The 14773-nt window shown below is 62.6% G+C and carries 15 protein-coding genes and 1 pseudogene; 7 read left to right on the top strand and 9 right to left on the bottom strand.

Features of this window, described 5'->3' with window-relative positions:
- The 3 genes and pseudogenes from AAFO90_RS14480 to AAFO90_RS14470 form a co-directional block, all read left to right on the top strand.
- Positions 1 to 108 (top strand): annotated as a pseudogene (locus AAFO90_RS14480) (IS5/IS1182 family transposase); the annotation flags it as partial.
- A 97-nt stretch (positions 109 to 205) separates the two neighbouring features.
- Positions 206 to 595: a hypothetical protein gene (locus tag AAFO90_RS14475; RefSeq protein ID WP_347509830.1), complete on the top strand. Its 390-nt coding sequence runs from the start codon at positions 206 to 208 to the stop codon at positions 593 to 595.
- Positions 596 to 612: 17 nt separating this feature from the next.
- A complete protein-coding gene (locus AAFO90_RS14470; protein WP_347509829.1) occupies positions 613 to 981 on the top strand; it encodes a hypothetical protein in 369 nt (122 codons plus the stop codon).
- A 55-nt stretch (positions 982 to 1036) separates the two neighbouring features.
- On the opposite strand, the gene AAFO90_RS14465 is transcribed toward AAFO90_RS14470, so the two are convergent.
- From AAFO90_RS14465 to AAFO90_RS14450, 4 genes are all read right to left on the bottom strand, one after another.
- Positions 1037 to 2407 carry a glutamate--cysteine ligase gene (locus AAFO90_RS14465; protein ID WP_347509828.1) on the bottom strand — a complete coding sequence of 457 codons (1371 nt, stop codon included), beginning with the start codon at positions 2405 to 2407 and terminating at the stop codon, positions 1037 to 1039.
- A 67-nt stretch (positions 2408 to 2474) separates the two neighbouring features.
- Positions 2475 to 3002: a hypothetical protein gene (locus AAFO90_RS14460; RefSeq protein WP_065272447.1), complete on the bottom strand. Its 528-nt coding sequence runs from the start codon at positions 3000 to 3002 to the stop codon at positions 2475 to 2477.
- Complete coding sequence (locus AAFO90_RS14455) at positions 2999 to 3832, bottom strand: GNAT family N-acetyltransferase (RefSeq protein WP_347509827.1); 834 nt, start codon at positions 3830 to 3832, stop codon at positions 2999 to 3001. Before AAFO90_RS14455 ends, AAFO90_RS14460 begins: the two co-directional genes overlap by 4 nt.
- 1 nt (position 3833) lies before the next feature.
- Positions 3834 to 4616 carry a 16S rRNA (uracil(1498)-N(3))-methyltransferase gene (locus tag AAFO90_RS14450; protein ID WP_347509826.1) on the bottom strand — a complete coding sequence of 261 codons (783 nt, stop codon included), beginning with the start codon at positions 4614 to 4616 and terminating at the stop codon, positions 3834 to 3836.
- A 12-nt stretch (positions 4617 to 4628) separates the two neighbouring features.
- Between AAFO90_RS14450 and ubiA the strand changes: the two genes are divergently transcribed.
- From ubiA to AAFO90_RS14435, 3 genes are all read left to right on the top strand, one after another.
- Positions 4629 to 5591 (top strand): 4-hydroxybenzoate octaprenyltransferase, encoded by a 963-nt coding sequence (ubiA, locus tag AAFO90_RS14445; protein WP_065272444.1) that lies wholly within the window; start codon positions 4629 to 4631, stop codon positions 5589 to 5591.
- A gap of 61 nt (positions 5592 to 5652) precedes the next feature.
- Positions 5653 to 7656, top strand: a complete 2004-nt coding sequence (locus tag AAFO90_RS14440) for an OmpA family protein (protein ID WP_347509825.1) — start codon at positions 5653 to 5655, stop codon at positions 7654 to 7656.
- The gene (locus AAFO90_RS14435) at positions 7653 to 7967 is read left to right on the top strand and encodes a hypothetical protein (protein ID WP_065272443.1); all 315 of its coding nucleotides are present in this window, start codon (positions 7653 to 7655) and stop codon (positions 7965 to 7967) included. Before AAFO90_RS14440 ends, AAFO90_RS14435 begins: the two co-directional genes overlap by 4 nt.
- A 109-nt stretch (positions 7968 to 8076) precedes the next feature.
- Here the strand turns inward: AAFO90_RS14435 and cynS are convergent, their stop codons facing one another.
- Genes cynS through AAFO90_RS14415 form a run of 4 tightly spaced genes read right to left on the bottom strand, consistent with a single transcriptional unit; the run spans position 8077 to position 11750 of the window.
- Positions 8077 to 8547, bottom strand: a complete 471-nt coding sequence (gene cynS / locus AAFO90_RS14430; protein WP_237028372.1) for a cyanase — start codon at positions 8545 to 8547, stop codon at positions 8077 to 8079.
- A gap of 43 nt (positions 8548 to 8590) precedes the next feature.
- A complete protein-coding gene (locus tag AAFO90_RS14425; RefSeq protein WP_347509824.1) occupies positions 8591 to 9511 on the bottom strand; it encodes an ABC transporter ATP-binding protein in 921 nt (306 codons plus the stop codon).
- 10 nt (positions 9512 to 9521) lie between these two features.
- Positions 9522 to 10358 (bottom strand): nitrate ABC transporter permease, encoded by an 837-nt coding sequence (gene ntrB / locus AAFO90_RS14420; RefSeq protein WP_274827548.1) that lies wholly within the window; start codon positions 10356 to 10358, stop codon positions 9522 to 9524.
- Between the two features lie 3 nt (positions 10359 to 10361).
- Positions 10362 to 11750, bottom strand: coding sequence for a CmpA/NrtA family ABC transporter substrate-binding protein (locus AAFO90_RS14415; RefSeq protein WP_347509823.1), 1389 nt, complete (start codon positions 11748 to 11750; stop codon positions 10362 to 10364).
- Between the two features lie 201 nt (positions 11751 to 11951).
- On the opposite strand from AAFO90_RS14415, the gene AAFO90_RS14410 reads away from it, so the two are divergent.
- Complete coding sequence (locus AAFO90_RS14410; RefSeq protein WP_347509822.1) at positions 11952 to 13814, top strand: sigma 54-interacting transcriptional regulator; 1863 nt, start codon at positions 11952 to 11954, stop codon at positions 13812 to 13814.
- A gap of 3 nt (positions 13815 to 13817) precedes the next feature.
- On the opposite strand, the gene cobA is transcribed toward AAFO90_RS14410, so the two are convergent.
- Positions 13818 to 14762 (bottom strand): uroporphyrinogen-III C-methyltransferase, encoded by a 945-nt coding sequence (gene cobA, locus AAFO90_RS14405; protein ID WP_347509821.1) that lies wholly within the window; start codon positions 14760 to 14762, stop codon positions 13818 to 13820.
- Between the last annotated feature and the right edge of the window lie 11 nt (positions 14763 to 14773).

The following is a 14773-nucleotide window of genomic DNA, read 5'->3' as shown; positions in this document are numbered from 1 at the left end:
TTCGCAAAGATCAAGGAATTCAGAGCCATAGCGACCCGCTACGAAAAGACAACGTCCAGCTACGCCGCCAATTGGCATCTCGCGGCTGCCATCATCGCCTCACGATGAATGTCCACAGACCCTAGACCTGCCCAAAAAATTTTACCTGGAGATTTCACAAATAACAGAAATAACTGATAGGTTAAAAAATACTGAGCCCGAAGTCGTGGCAAAGCGCCACCTGGTGGACCCCGTTGCCTTCGCCCTCGCCGTCGTCGGCGGGCCGCTGCTGGCTGGATTGATAGGAGCACCGACTCTGATCAGCCCCTTCGCCACCCTTATCGGCGGACCAGTTTATGTTCTGGCCGGAACACCAATAATGCTGGCCTACCTGGCCATGCGCGACTCGACTCCGGAAGCATGGGCAGGGCTGGCATTTCTTACCAACCTCATTCTGTTTGGGATCATTCTACAACTGCCTGACATGTCCCGTTCCACACAAAGCTGGGATGGCATGCGCTTGGTTTGGGGAAGTCTCTTTGCCCCTATCTGGGGCTGGATCAGCGGCTGCATTTACGCCTCTCTCAAACGTGATTTCTACAAACAACCCCTCTGAATCGAAAGGACACCACCATGCTGTTTCAAATCGCAACCTACCTCGCCCTCGCCCTTCTCATGGTCACCGCGATGACCCTGATGATCCTCAAAATTTCCAGCATCTTAGGCGACTGCCCACAATCGGGCCGTGCCGCGCAGGCGGCAGGCGTCACCATCGCAACCGGCTATGCCATGATCGCCCTCGGGGGCATCGGGCTGATCGGCGCCGCGATGCCGGTGCTTGACCTAGGTGTCTGGGGCCTGTTGCCCGCGCTCGGCTTTGCAGCGATCTGCCTTGGTCTCGGCTTCGCCCACGCAGTCGCCACCCTGCGCGCCGTGGTCCGCGAGGCGGTGAACCCACCTGCCACAGTTCCCACAGGCAAACCGGCCGCAAGCGCCGCCTGAGCACAGGTCACCAGAAAGCGGGGCGCCTAAGCGGCGCCCCGTTTTACGTTTTGGATCAGTAGCTGTATTCGGCGTAGATCCGGGTCAGATCGCCGTTCCAGTCACCGTGGTAATGCTCCAGCAGCTCATCTGCCGGGACCTTGCCGCTGTCGATGCTTTCCTTCAGTGCATTCAGGAAATGCGTCTCGTCCGGGACCATGCCGCCCGCACCTGCCCGCGCACGCGCCTTGAGGCCTGCCTCGGAGATCTCCAGCACCTGACGCGCCAGATCGTGCATCTTGATGTCGCCGACCTCGGCCTGCAGCGCCTTTTCCGCCGCACCGACGCGCAGGGCCTCGCGGGTCTCTGCATCCCAGCCCTTGACCAGATCCCAGGCCGCATCAAGGCTGTTTTGGTCATACATCAGCCCCACCCAGAAGGCCGGCAGCGCACAGAGCCTGCGCCAGGGGCCGCCATCGGCGCCGCGCATCTCCATGTATTTCTTGATCCGCGCCTCGGGAAAGGCGGTGGTCAGGTGGTCGGCCCAATCGCTGAGCGTCGGGGTTTCACCGGGCAACGCGGGCAGTTTGCCATTGAGGAAGTCGCGGAAGGACTGACCCAGCGCGTTGATGTATTCACCATCGCGGTAGACGAAATACATCGGCACATCGAGCGCGTACTCCACGTAGCGTTCAAATCCCATGCCCTCTTCAAAGACGAAGGGCAGCATGCCGGTGCGCGCATCGTCGAGATGGCGCCAGATCTTGCTGCGCCAGGACTTGTGGCCGTTCGGCTTGCCTTCGAAGAAGGGCGAATTGGCAAACAGCGCAGTGGCCACCGGCTGCAACGCCAGGGCGACGCGCAGTTTCTGCACCATGTCGGCTTCGGAGGCGAAATCAAGGTTCACCTGCACCGTGGTGGTGCGGCGCATCATGTCCCGGCCCATGGTGCCGACCTTGGCCATGTAATCGTTCATCAGCCGGTAGCGCCCCTTGGGCATCAGCGGCATCTCGTCATGGGTCCAGATCGGAGCAGCGCCAAGGCCGATGAAACCGACGCCAATCTTGTCGGCGATTTCCTTCACCTCGCGCAGGTGGACGTTTACCTCGTCGCAGGTCTCGTGAATGGTTTCCAGAGGCGCGCCCGAAAGCTCCAGCGCCCCGCCGGGTTCAAGGCTGACGTTGGCGCCATCCTTGGTCAGACCAATGAGGTTGCCGCCTTCGGTGACGGGCGACCAGCCATTGCGGTCGCGCAGCCCTTCCAGCACCGCCTGGATCGAGCGTTGACCGGCGTAGGGCAGCGGTTTCAGCGTATCCTTGCAATAGCCGAACTTCTCGTGCTCGGTGCCGATGCGCCAGTCGGCGCTCGGTTTACACCCGGAGGCCAGGTATTCGGCCATCTGTTCGTGGCGTTCGATCGGTCCGCCGCCGGACTGGGGAATGGACATGCCGGGCACTCCGTCCTGTTGTTTCGCTGTTTTCGGCGGTCAGAAGTGGGGCCAAACGACGCCGGTGTCAATGCAGCCTTTGGTGGGTGGGTCGGCTTGGGATGCGCTCCCAGATCACGACCTGGTGAGCACCGGCCTTGCGCAGCTCGGCCAGCATCCGCTCCGTGCGCAGCCCCGGAAGGCTGGCAAAGACGTCAAACAGCGCCTCGTGACCTTCGGCGTTGACCGGGATCGCCAGCGGCGGCTGCCCCGGCTGCTCCAGCACCCAATGGGGCGGTTTCGCAGTATGATCCAGCCGCAGCCGTTCGATTTCAGAGGCCGCAACGGCGCCGCCCGTCAGAGGACCGAAATAGGCGATCTGCCCTTCGTCCACCTGGACCACACCCGGCCCGCCCGCGCCCAGCCGGAAGCGCAACCGCTGCGCGCCTACCACGGCCAGAACCAGCCCGACCGCGATCAGCGCCCAGCCGGTCATGGCGGTAAATCCATAGGAGGTGAAAGCCCACTTCAGCCCCACCAGCAGCATCAGCGCCGCGACGATCAGCTCGCGCCAGCGCCACAGGCTGGCCTGTGCTTCGGGTCGGATGAAACTCATGGCACCTCCTGTTCCGGGGCAAAAAGCACCAGAGAAAATGATCCAGCGTGCCGGAACCCGATTGCCTCATAGGCGCGCGCTGCTGCCGGGCTGGCGGCGAACAACACGGCCCGCTGCGCCCCGGCCTTGCGGGCCTCGTCCAGATGCAGGGCGACGGCAAGGCGCGCCAACCCCCTGCCCCGCAAACCCGGCGGCGTATAGACGCCACCGATCTGCACCACCTCCGGTATCTGGGCATTGAACCCTGTCATGGCAACCGGCTGGCCTGCAATAACAAGAACCCGGTGACTGTCACGATCGAGGTAACCGGCGATATCCTGCGCCGCCTTTTCTTCACTGACATCCGCCCCAGTTGCCAAGACTTCGCGATGATAGGCCGCCCGCCAGTCCAGAACCAGATCGCGCGGCGCCGTGGCCAGCGGGATCAGCGCCGCCTGTTCGGCCTTCGGTATTTCCAGCTGGTCAAGGTCAAGGGAGAACCCCGGCTCGTCTTCATCCAGCCGGGTCGGGCAGGAGACAAGATCGCTGACGGCGAGAAAGGCGCGCAGCTGTGCGGTGTCTCCGGCGCAGCCCGCGATGCTCCGCCCGGCCAGCAGCGCAGATGCTTCCTGCCAATCTTCGGCGCGCGCTTGGGGCGCCTGCATCAGCACCATGCCCGCCTCTGTCAGACCAAAGACGCCCGAGTGGTCATCCTGCACCCAAAGATCCATCGCCTGCCCATTGCCGGGATCCTTCAGGTTGCCCAGAAGGAACATCGAGCTTTGCAAATGCTGGCGCAGCAGGCGCTCTACCGGCGGAATGTCAGCCGCGCGGGCGGCGCGCCAGACCATGTTACCAATCCCCGAGACTTTGCTGCCACAGGGTCATTGCCGCCACCGCTGCGGTGTCGGCGCGCAGGATCCGCGGGCCAAGGCTGACCACATGGGCCTGCTGCATCCCGTGCAGACGCTTACGCTCCACCTCAGAGAAACCGCCTTCGGGACCGATGAGGATGGCCCAGGATCCTGGCTGAGAGACTTCGCCCGGACGATAGGCCGGGCAGCGCCCGTCCACCCCCGGACGACCGTCGCCCGTAACACGGTCCAGAAACAGTCGTTGCCCCACCTCGGCCTCGTCGCAGAACATCAACTGACGCTCCTGCGGCCAGTGATCCAGCAGGCGCGAGAGTTTCTGCAGATCCGTCACCTCGGGAACGAAGGTACCACCGCATTGCTCGGCAGCCTCCACCGCGTGGGCCTGCAGCCGGTCCTGACGGATGCGCTCGGAGTTGGTGAATTCGGTCTGCACCGGCATGATCCGCGCCGCGCCCATCTCGGCGGCTTTTTCGACGATAAAATCGGTGCGCGCCTTCTTGATCGGGGCAAAAATCAGCCAAAGGTCCGGCGGCATCTGCAAGGGCTGGGTCTGCTCAATGCAGGCCAGAACCCCGCCGCGTTTGCCTGCTTCGGCCACCTCGGCCAGCCATTCTCCATCGCGCCCGTTGAACAGGGCCACCTTGGCGCCGACAGCCTGCCGCATCACCCCAAAGAGGTAATGCGCCTGATCCCGGTCCAAAGGAATGGTTTGCCCTGCCCCCAAGGGGTGCTCTACATACAGTCTGATCTTCGCACTCATGAGGTCCTACATATGCAAGGGCAATCGCCAACACCAGATGGTCAGGTCGCAGATGCGGTCAAGGGGAATTGGGTGGACACCCACGCGCCCGCCTGGTCACGCCCCTATCTGCGGCTGAGCCGCGCAGACCGCCCGATCGGCACATGGCTGTTGCTGATCCCCTGCTGGTGGGGTCTGGCGCTGGCCATCCTCTGGGATGACACCCCGGTCTGGCAGGACGCCTGGATCTTTGTCGCCTGTGGGCTTGGCGCCTGGCTGATGCGCGGTGCGGGCTGCACATGGAACGACATCACCGACCGCAACTTTGACGGCGCGGTCGAGCGTACCCGATCACGACCGATCCCATCCGGACAGGTGACCGTGCGCGGCGCGGTGACTTGGATGTGCGCGCAGGCGCTTGTGGCCTTTGGCATCCTGATGACCTTCAACTGGGCTGCCATCGGCATGGGCGTGCTGGCGCTGTTGCCGGTTGCCGTCTACCCCTTTGCCAAACGCTTCACCTGGTGGCCGCAGATCTTCCTTGGGCTGGCCTTCAACTGGGGGGCGATGCTGGCCTGGGTGGCGCATACCGGATCGCTGGCCTGGCCGCCGGTCATCCTCTATCTGGCGGGGATTGCCTGGACGCTGTTTTATGACACCATCTATGCGCATCAGGACACCGAGGACGACGCGCTGATCGGCGTCAAATCCACCGCCCGCCTGTTTGGCGACAACAGCCCCAGCTGGCTACGCCGCTTCATCGTGGCAACCGTGGGCCTGATGGCCCTTGCCGTGGTGCTGGCCGCACATGTCGATGCCAACCTGCTGACCCTGCTGATTGCGCTTGCCGGTCCCTGGGCTATGGGCTGGCACATGACCTGGCAATTGCGCGTATTTGATCCCGAAAACAACCCACGCCTGTTGAAGCTGTTCCGGCTCAACCGCGATACCGGCTTGATTCCGCTGATCTTCTTTGCCGTGGCCACTTTCGTGTGATTGAACAGGCCGCCGCTGGCCTGTATGACAGAGCCCAACCGTATCTGGGAATGCTGTTGCAATGCGCCTGTCTTCGTTTCTGATCCCGACTTTGTCCTTCGCCGCGGCGGCAGGGCTGAGCCTGATCGCAGCGGGGTTTGCCGTCACAGCCGTCGAGCGTGGCAGCGAGCGCGAAGTGCGCCGGTCTCTGGATGTTGCGGGCCTGCACTGGGCCGAGGTCACCGCCGACGGGCTGCGGGTTACCCTGCAGGGCACCGCCCCGGACGAGGCCACCCGGTTTGCAGCGATTTCTCTGGCGGGCAGCATTGTCGATGCGGCGCGGGTGATCGACGATATCACGGTACCGCCCTCGGACGGATTGGCGCCGCCGCGGTTTTCGGCGGAAATCCTGCGCAATGATCGGGGGATTTCAATCAGCGGGTTGATCCCGCTGTCCGCCTCGCGCGAGACGCTGGTCGGTCAGCTGGACCGGATCGCCGAAGACAACAACAAGAAGGTCGCCGACCTTCTGGAAACCGCCGATTACCCGACCCCCGATGGCTGGGACCCGGCGTTGAAATTTGCCGTCGCGGCTCTGGAGCTCCTGCCGCGCTCCAAAATCTCGGTCGAGGCAGGCGCGGTTTCGGTAACCGCAATCGCCGACAGCGCCGAAGAACGCGACAGCTTCGAACGCCAGCTGAGCAAGATGGCACCGCCGCAGATCCGTCTCAGCCTTGATATTGCGGCACCGCGCCCGGTGATCACGCCCTTTACCCTGCGGTTCCTGATTTCCGAAAGCGGTGCCCGGTTCGATGCCTGCTCAGCCGAGGACGAGGAAAGCCGCGCCCGCATCCTGTCCGCCGCCCGCGCTGCCGGGCTGGAGGGAGAGGCCGACTGCGTGATTGGCATGGGGGTCCCCTCGCCCACATGGGCCGATGCCGCCGAACTCAGCATTCAAAGCCTTGCGGAATTGGGTCAGGGATCGGTCACCATCGCCAACGCCGATATCACCCTTGTCGCCGCCGAAGGCACGCCGGAGGCCCAGTTCGACACGGTGGTGGGAGAGCTGGAAACCGCGCTGCCGCAGGTCTTTGCTTTGCATGCGGTGCTGCCCATGCCGGAAACCGATGCTGCCGCCGGACCGCCCGAATTCACCGCCACGCTCAGCCCCGAAGGCCAGGTGCAGCTGCGCGGGCGCATCACCGATGCCGCCACCCGCACCATCGCCGACAGCTATGCCAAGGCGCGGTTTGGCTCCGACAGCGTCTATACCGCGGCGCGGGTGGCCGAAGGCCTGCCTGCCGACTGGCCGGTGCGGGTGCTGGCCGGGCTTGAGGCGCTTTCCTATCTGGAGCGCGGTGCAGTCAGCGTCACGCCGGAGGATCTGACCCTGCGCGGCATGAGCTACCGCAAGGATGCCTCCTCAGAGATTGCCAAGTTCCTGTCCGCCAAACTGGGCGAGGCCGAAGACTATGAGCTCGACATCACCTATGAAGAGCCGCCCGCGCCCAAGGATCAGCCGATGGCGCCGGAGCTGTGTCAGGCGGCGCTGACCAGCGTGCAGCTGGAGAACGGCAAGATCACCTTTGAACCCGGCTCGGCCACGGTGGAGGCCGGCAGCAACGTGATCATCGACAAGATCGCCGCGATCCTTGAGAAATGCGGCCCGATACGGCTGGAAATCCAAGGCCACACCGACAGTCAGGGCCGTGAGGAGATGAACCAGAACCTCAGCCAGGCGCGGGCGCAATCGGTGCTCAACGAACTGCGGGCGCGGCGGATCCTGACCTCGACCTATATCGCGCGCGGATTTGGCGAAAGCAGCCCGATCGCCTCGAATGACACCGATGAAGGCCGCGAAGCCAACCGCCGCATCGATTTCCGCCTGCTGCTGCCGACAACCGGCGAGAGCGAGGAAAGCACCCTCGACAGCGCCGCGGCGCCCGTGGAGGAGACAGCAGCAGAGACCGAAAGCACTGAGGCTGATACGCAAACCGAAACCCAGGCTGACGATACGCAAGGTGACGACGCGCAGGCGGCTGACACCGAGACCGGCGACACAGAACAGGAGACATCGGGCCAATGAACAGGACAGAGTTCATCCTCACCACCGCAATCATCCTGTTTGCCGCCTTCGCGATGGGCTGGTTCGCCAATTGGCTGGTGCACCGTTTCACCCGCGTCCGGCAAAGCGACGTCGCCGATCTGGACCGGATGAGCCAGGAATTGCACGAGGCTGAAGAGACACGCGATCAGGCCATTACCTATCTGCAACAGCGCGAAGCGGAGCTGACCAACCAGCTGACCCAGACCGAAGCCGAGCTGAGCGCGGCCATGGAAGGTCTGCGCGATGCCCGCCGCGAGGCCGAAGAGCTGCGCGCGCAGCTGAACCACTGATCTAAAATAGACCACCCCGACCATCCTGCCCGGGAAGAGGATCGGGCGGAGCGGCCGGGGCGACGGTTTCTACGGCCCATGTTCCAATGCACATGGGCCGATTGATGGCTTACCAGGAATTATAGCCGAGGTATTTGCCGGACATCTCGATCTTCACCCGGTCGCCCTTTTCATGGGGCACGCGGATCACCTGCATGTCGAAATCGATGGCTGACATGATGCCGGTGCCGAATTTCTCTTCGATCAGCGCCTTGATGGTCGGGCCGTAGACGCCGACGATTTCGTACAGTCGATAGATGCAGGGATCGGTGGGAATGGCTTGTTCCCAGACCTTGGTTGGCGGTTCTTCCAGAACCGAAACCGCCTCTTGCGGCAGGGCAAGGGCCGTCACCAGCGCTTCGGCCTTGTCCTTGGGAAAACCATTCATGCCCATGCAGGCCGAATGGGTCCAGACCGGCGACATGCCGATCTTTTCGGCGATGCCTTCCCAGGTCATCCCGGCCTGTTTCTTGGCCGAGAGGATCATCATGGTCACGTCTTCTTTGCTCATCATCGTGGGCACCTCAAAAGTATCTTTCATCTGTTGTCCTCCTGATTTGTCTTCAGTCGGCCGCGCCGACCTGTCAGTCGTTGACCGCCTGTAGGTGGCGGGCCGGTTCCGGTTCTGGTGCGGATTCGGTGGCGGGTTCTGCCGCAGTTTTGTCGATCCGCACGGTTTCGGGCCGCTGATCGGGATCGTCGCTTTTCTGTCCGGCCAGTTCTTTCGACCTCTGACCAAGGAACTGCACCAAGTGGTTGCGGATGGCGTAGTAGTTGGGATGTTCGACGATCTCGGTACGGCTGCGCGGACGCGGGATGGTGATCTCCACCGACTCCGCCACCCGGGCAAAAGGACCGTTGGTCATGAGCAGAATGCGGTCAGCCAGCAGGATCGCCTCATCGATGTCATGGGTGATCATGAACACTGTCTGCTCGGTCCCGCCCCAGATCTTCAGGAGTTCGTCCTGAATGGTGCCCCGGGTCAGCGCATCCAACGCGCCAAAGGGTTCATCCAGCAGCAACAGCTTGGGATGGTTAGCAAAGGCCCGCGCGATGGAGACCCGCTGACGCATACCACCCGAAAGCTGACTGGGCTTGCGCTGAACCACATCGCCTTCAAGCCCGACCATGGCCAGATATTCCCGGGCGTGTTCTTCGACCTTGGCCTTGGACCAGTCGGGATAGCGCGCCTTCACACCAAAGGTGACGTTCTTCAGGGTCGAAAGCCAGGGCAGCAGCGAATAGTTCTGGAACACCACCCCGCGGTCCAGCGACGGGCCGGAGACCTCGGTTCCATCCATCTTGACCACGCCCGAAGTCGGCTCGGCTAGCCCGGCAAGGATGTTCATGATCGTCGACTTGCCGCAGCCAGAGTGGCCAAGGATGCAGACGAACTCTCCCTTTTCGATGCCAAAGGTGGCGTTTCCGAAAACGGTCAGGGTGCCCCCCTGACCGTCAGGGAATTTCTGCGTCAGACGCTCGATACTGAGAAAGGGTTTAGGCATTGGAATGCTCCTATTCGGCGTAGGCGACGGCGCGCTGCAGGACACCAAAGGCGGCATCCAGCATCATGCCAACAACGCCAATCATGAGGATCGAGAAGATGACGGAGGTCAGGTCGAGGTTGTTCCACTCGTTCCAGACGTAGTAGCCAATGCCGGTCCCCCCCACGAGCATCTCTGCCGCAACGATCACCAGCCAGGCGATGCCGATGGAGATCCGCATACCGGTGATGATGGTCGGCGCCGCCGCAGGTAGGATCACCGTGAAGGCGGTGCGCAAAGCGCCCAGTTCGTGGGTGCGGGCCACGTTGACCCAGTCCTCGCGCACCCCGGCAACGCCAAAGGCGGTGTTGAGCAGCATCGGCCAGATCGAACAGATGAAGATCACGAAGATCGCCGAGGCCTCGCTGTCCTGAATGATGAACAGCGCAAGCGGCATCCAGGCCAGCGGCGAAATCGGGCGCAGCACCTGAATGAAGGGGTTGAAGGCCTTATAGGCGACCTGGCTCATCCCGATCAGGAAACCCAGCGGGATCGCGATCAGCGCCGCCATCAGATAGCCGGTCAGCACCCGGTAGATGGAATAGCCGATCTGGATGCCGATGCCCTTGTCGTTGGGGCCTGCATCATAAAAAGGGTTCGACAGCTGCTCCCAAGCCTTGGCGATCACCTGGCTTGGCGGGGGCACGCCCGCCTTGGGGGCACCCCCACCGGTCAGGCGCTCGTATTCCGTCAGCTCGGACGCGGCCTTCTGGGCGGGAATGGCGGCCTCCCAGATCAGGAGGCCCACCACCAGCATCACCACGGACAGGATCACCGCGCGCTGATTGACTGAAAGGTTATCCAGCATGGATCACCCCTTTCCGATCGCAAAGCTGGACACGTATTCTTCGGGCTTGGCCGGATCGAAGGTCTTGCCCATGATGGTGTGCGATTTGTAGGTGACGTCGGGCGCCTCGTAGCCGAGATCGTTCATCACCTTCTTGGCGTCGGCAGCCAGATAGACCTGCTCGGCCACCGTTTTGTAATCGACGTCGCCTTCGATATAGCCCCAGCGTTTCATCTGGGTCAGGATCCAGACGCCCATGGAATGCCAGGGGAAGGGGTCGAAATCGATCCGGTCGGGCACGCGCTGCACCTCACCCAGACCATCGGCATAGGTGCCGGTCAGCACCTGTTCGATCACCGGAACCGGCTGGTTCAGATAGTTGGTCGGCGCGATTGCTTCAGAGATTTCCTTGCGGTTTTCAGGGTTTGACGCGTATTGCGTGGCGTCGATGATCGATTTCAGCAGGGCGCCGTATGTGTTCGGCAATTCGGTCGCAAAGGACAGCGGCGCGGCAAAGGCACAGCAGGGGTGACCTTCCCAGATGTCCTTGGTCAGCATGTGGATATAGCCGATGCCTTCCCAGACGGCGCGTTGGTTGAACGGGTCGGGCGACAGGTAACCATCAAGGTTGCCAGCGCGCAGGTTGGCGACCATCTCCGGCGGCGGCACCACGCGGATCTGGATATCGACATCCGGGTCCAGCCCGTGCTCGGCCACGTAATACCGCAGCAGGAAGTTGTGCATCGAATATTCAAACGGCACGCCGAAGGTGAAGCCTTTCCACTGTTTCGGGTCACGCTTGTCCAGATGTTCGTTCGACAGGACGATGGCCTGACCGTTGATGTTCTCGACCGCGGGCATGATGTAGGGTTCGGCGATGGATCCGGCGCCCAGCGTCATTGCCAGCGGCATCGGCGTCAGCATGTGGCTGGCGTCATATTCCCCCGACAGCGACTTGTCGCGGGCCACGGCCCAGCCAGCCGTCTTGATGACCTGCGCGTTGAGGCCGTAACGTTCGTAGAACCCCATCGGCTGCGCCATGATGATCGGGGTGGCGCAGGTGATCGGCACAAAGCCGATGTTGAGATCGGATTTCTCCGGCGGACCCAGCTCGTCAAGGATCGCAGCCTTGGCCTGCTCCATCGGAAACACCGAAGCCAGCGCCGCAGCCACAGTGCTGCCGCCCAGCATGCCCATGAAAGAGCGGCGACCGATGTCATTGTGCCCAAAGACCGAGCGCACGATGGCGCTTTCGACGGCGCGTTCAATCATGTCGTCAGAGGACATATGCTGCGGCTCGGTATGGCCCTTGTCATGGCCGTGTCCGGACAGGCATCCATCGCAACCGCAATCGGCGCCGTGTCGCAGATCGGTCTTATCCGAGAACGGATTTCCAAGGCTCTTTGTCGTCATGGGTGTCCCCTTTCAGTCAATGTTTCGTAAACTCTGACAGTCGCCACGGGACAAAAAAAGCAGCCGCCCAACATTTGTGCAGCAAACAAAAAATATAAAAATCAGTGTCTTATGTGAAATTCGGACCACACAAAATTACGACATATCGTAAATTACGAAATTTCGTTTAAACCTGACGAGGGCGGAGATTAACCTTTTCCCATGTCACTCGATCTTCTCAACGCCGATTCCCTTTTGCAGTCGATTCCCGAGGCCATGCTTGTCCTCGACACCACGGAAGACCGGGTGGTCGACTGGAACCAATCCGCTGCCCGGCTCCTCGGAAACGGGCACGACAACAACGCTCCCCTGCCCTTCTCACACTACCTGGGCAAGGACATGCCTCGCTTCGTGGTGTTCCTCGAAGAAGTGGACCATCGCGGCGCAAGCTGGACCCGCGATGTTACTCTGCGGGCCGGGGATGGCAGCGCGCTGAGCTGCGAACTCCGGGCCCAGCCGGTGCCGGGACAGGACGGCTGGATCATCCTGGCGCTAACCGATCTGCGCGCCCTTGATCAGCGCGCCGAAACCGCCGCCCTGGCGGAAACCTTTCGTGCCGGCCTTGTGAACTGGAAACGCACCGAAGGTTTCTTTGCCGAGCTGGAACGCCAGAACCAGCTGATCCTCAACGCCGCTGGCGAAGGCATCTACGGGGTCAACGCCGAGGGCAAGACCACATTCGTCAACCGCGCCGCGCGTGAGATGCTGGGCTGGACCTCCGAAGATCTGCTGGGCAAGGACATCCACTCGATGATCCACCATCATCACCTCAACGGCGAACACTACCCGTCGCAGCAATGCCCGATCTACCGCTCCTTCCGCTTTGAACAGGTCCACCGGATCGAGGACGAGGTTTTCTGGCGCAAGGACGGCAAGCCGATCCGGGTCGAATATGTCTCGACCCCGATCTACGATCAGAAGGTGCTGGTCGGGGCGGTGGTGATCTTCCGCGACATCACCGAACGCAAGGAAAGCGAACGCAAGCTGCGTGAGGCGATGGAAGAGGTCGCGGCGCTGCGTGACCGGCTGGAACAGGAAAACGCCTATCTGCAAGAGGCAATCACATCAGAGCGCGCCCATCACGACATCATCGGATCCTCGCCCGCCATCCGGCAGATCGTGGCCCGCATCGATCTGGTGGCCAAGACGACGGCGACTGTCCTTATCAGCGGCGAAACCGGCACCGGGAAATCGCTGGTCGCCACCGAGATCCACAAGACCAGCCCTCGCGCCCGGCGGCCGCTGATCCATTTCAAATGCAGCTCCGTCGCCCCCGAGGAGGTCGAGGCCGAACTTTTCGGCCAGATGCGCGGCGCCCCGAATGGCGCCATGCGCGACAAGCCCGGCAAATTGGAACTGGCCCACGGCGGCACCCTGTTCATCGACGATGTCGAGGAACTGCCGGTCGAAATTCAGGGCAAACTGCTGCACGCCCTGCAAAGCGGATCCGTCACCCGGCTGGGCGATACCCGGGAAAAGCCGCTCGATATCCGGGTGATCGCGGCGACCTCGCTGGCTGAGGAGACCGTGCGCCGCACCGGGCGCATCCGCGAGGATCTGTTTCTGTTCCTCAACGTCTTTCCCATCAACTGCCTGCCACTGCGCGACCGCCGCGAAGACATTCCGCTGCTGGCCGCACACCTGCTGAAGATCGCCTGCCGCAGGCTGAACCGGCCGGTGCCGGTGATCACCGAACGGGTGATGCAGCAGATGCAGGCCTATGACTGGCCCGGCAATGTGCGCGAATTGCACAATGCGATGGAGCGCGCCGCCATCGTCTCGCAGGATCGCAAGCTGGTCATCGAACTCTCCGGCACGACCCAAGACGCCCCGGCACACGGCACCAGGTTCCATACCGAGGCCAGAATGCAGGAGATGGTCCGGGACAATATCATCGCCGCCCTGCGCGAAGCCGGTGGGCGCGTCTCCGGCCCGACCGGCGCCGCCACCCTGTTGCAGATTAAACCGACGACGCTCTATTCGCGGATCAAGTCCTTTGACATCACGCCGCTGGACTGGGCCTGAAGATCAGACAACCGCCACGGCCTTTGGAACCTTGGCGGTCTGGCCCGCCGCCGTTTGCGATTGCACTGTGGGCACCCCGTCCTCTGGCCAGGTGACCAGCAGGATCGCGCAGCCGGTGATGTGGCAGGCCGCGATGACATCCGCCAAAGAGCCGACAGTGGCAGCAAAATGCCGCTCCCCGGGTTTGGAGACCTCCACCGCGATGTCAACGGGGCTGTCCGCAGGCAGGCCTTTCTGCATCAACTGATCCGCGAGCCGCCGCGCCTGACGCACCGACATGTAAAAGGCCGTCGTCGTGCCCGGTCCCGACAGGCGGGTGCAATCGGGAAAGGGATCGCTGGCACAGCCGGTGCCCGTGGTCAGCACCAGCGCATTGGCAACACCGCGACTGGTCAGGCTGCGCCCCAGCGCCGCCCCAGCGGCTGAGGCTGCAGTGATGCCAGGCACCAGCTCAACCGGGATGCCCGCCTCATCAGCCGCCTCCATCTCTTCGCTGGCGCGGCCAAAGATGCCGGGATCGCCGGATTTCAGCCGCACAACGCGGCGTCCTTTCAGAGCTTCGGTTACGATCACGCGGTTGATCTTCTCCTGCGGCCAGCTGTGCGCCCCGACATGTTTCCCGACAAAGACCATTTCGGTACCGGGCCGGGCAAGCTCCAGCACTTCAGGATCGACCAGCCGGTCGTAGAAAATCACGTCGGCCTGCTGCAGGCGTTTGACGGCGCGCAGGGTCAAAAGGTCCGCCGCCCCCGGCCCTGCCCCGACCAAGGCGATATGACCTTTTGCCTGCCACTCCTTCGGCGTGGAAGGGGCGCTAAGCTGGGGTGTCATCCGGTCCAGCGTGCGGCCCACCCGCGCCAGGATGAGGGAGGCAGGCCCTGAAGCGAGAGCAAGTGTTTGCGCCGGGCCAAACAGGGGGATGTGAAACAGCCGTTGCAGCAATGTCATGTGATGTCCTT

The organism is Phaeobacter sp. CAU 1743 (genome assembly GCF_039839315.1).
GTDB classification, from domain to species: domain Bacteria; phylum Pseudomonadota; class Alphaproteobacteria; order Rhodobacterales; family Rhodobacteraceae; genus Phycobacter; species Phycobacter gallaeciensis_A.
The sequence above is the reverse complement of the archived record's forward strand: the minus strand, read 5'-3'. Positions and strand labels throughout refer to the sequence as shown.

Excerpts from the sequence above, each read along its gene's own strand:
- AAFO90_RS14470 (WP_347509829.1), top strand. The coding sequence starts at position 613 with ATGCTGTTTCAAATCGCAACCTACCTCGCCCTCGCCCTTCTCATGGTC.
- AAFO90_RS14465 (WP_347509828.1), bottom strand. The coding sequence starts at position 2,407 with ATGTCCATTCCCCAGTCCGGCGGCGGACCGATCGAACGCCACGAACAG.
- AAFO90_RS14460 (WP_065272447.1), bottom strand. The coding sequence starts at position 3,002 with ATGAGTTTCATCCGACCCGAAGCACAGGCCAGCCTGTGGCGCTGGCGC.
- AAFO90_RS14455 (WP_347509827.1), bottom strand. The coding sequence starts at position 3,832 with ATGGTCTGGCGCGCCGCCCGCGCGGCTGACATTCCGCCGGTAGAGCGC.
- AAFO90_RS14450 (WP_347509826.1), bottom strand. The coding sequence starts at position 4,616 with ATGAGTGCGAAGATCAGACTGTATGTAGAGCACCCCTTGGGGGCAGGG.
- ubiA (WP_065272444.1), top strand. The coding sequence starts at position 4,629 with ATGCAAGGGCAATCGCCAACACCAGATGGTCAGGTCGCAGATGCGGTC.
- AAFO90_RS14440 (WP_347509825.1), top strand. The coding sequence starts at position 5,653 with ATGCGCCTGTCTTCGTTTCTGATCCCGACTTTGTCCTTCGCCGCGGCG.
- AAFO90_RS14435 (WP_065272443.1), top strand. The coding sequence starts at position 7,653 with ATGAACAGGACAGAGTTCATCCTCACCACCGCAATCATCCTGTTTGCC.
- cynS (WP_237028372.1), bottom strand. The coding sequence starts at position 8,547 with ATGAAAGATACTTTTGAGGTGCCCACGATGATGAGCAAAGAAGACGTG.
- AAFO90_RS14425 (WP_347509824.1), bottom strand. The coding sequence starts at position 9,511 with ATGCCTAAACCCTTTCTCAGTATCGAGCGTCTGACGCAGAAATTCCCT.
- ntrB (WP_274827548.1), bottom strand. The coding sequence starts at position 10,358 with ATGCTGGATAACCTTTCAGTCAATCAGCGCGCGGTGATCCTGTCCGTG.
- AAFO90_RS14415 (WP_347509823.1), bottom strand. The coding sequence starts at position 11,750 with ATGACGACAAAGAGCCTTGGAAATCCGTTCTCGGATAAGACCGATCTG.
- AAFO90_RS14410 (WP_347509822.1), top strand. The coding sequence starts at position 11,952 with ATGTCACTCGATCTTCTCAACGCCGATTCCCTTTTGCAGTCGATTCCC.
- cobA (WP_347509821.1), bottom strand. The coding sequence starts at position 14,762 with ATGACATTGCTGCAACGGCTGTTTCACATCCCCCTGTTTGGCCCGGCG.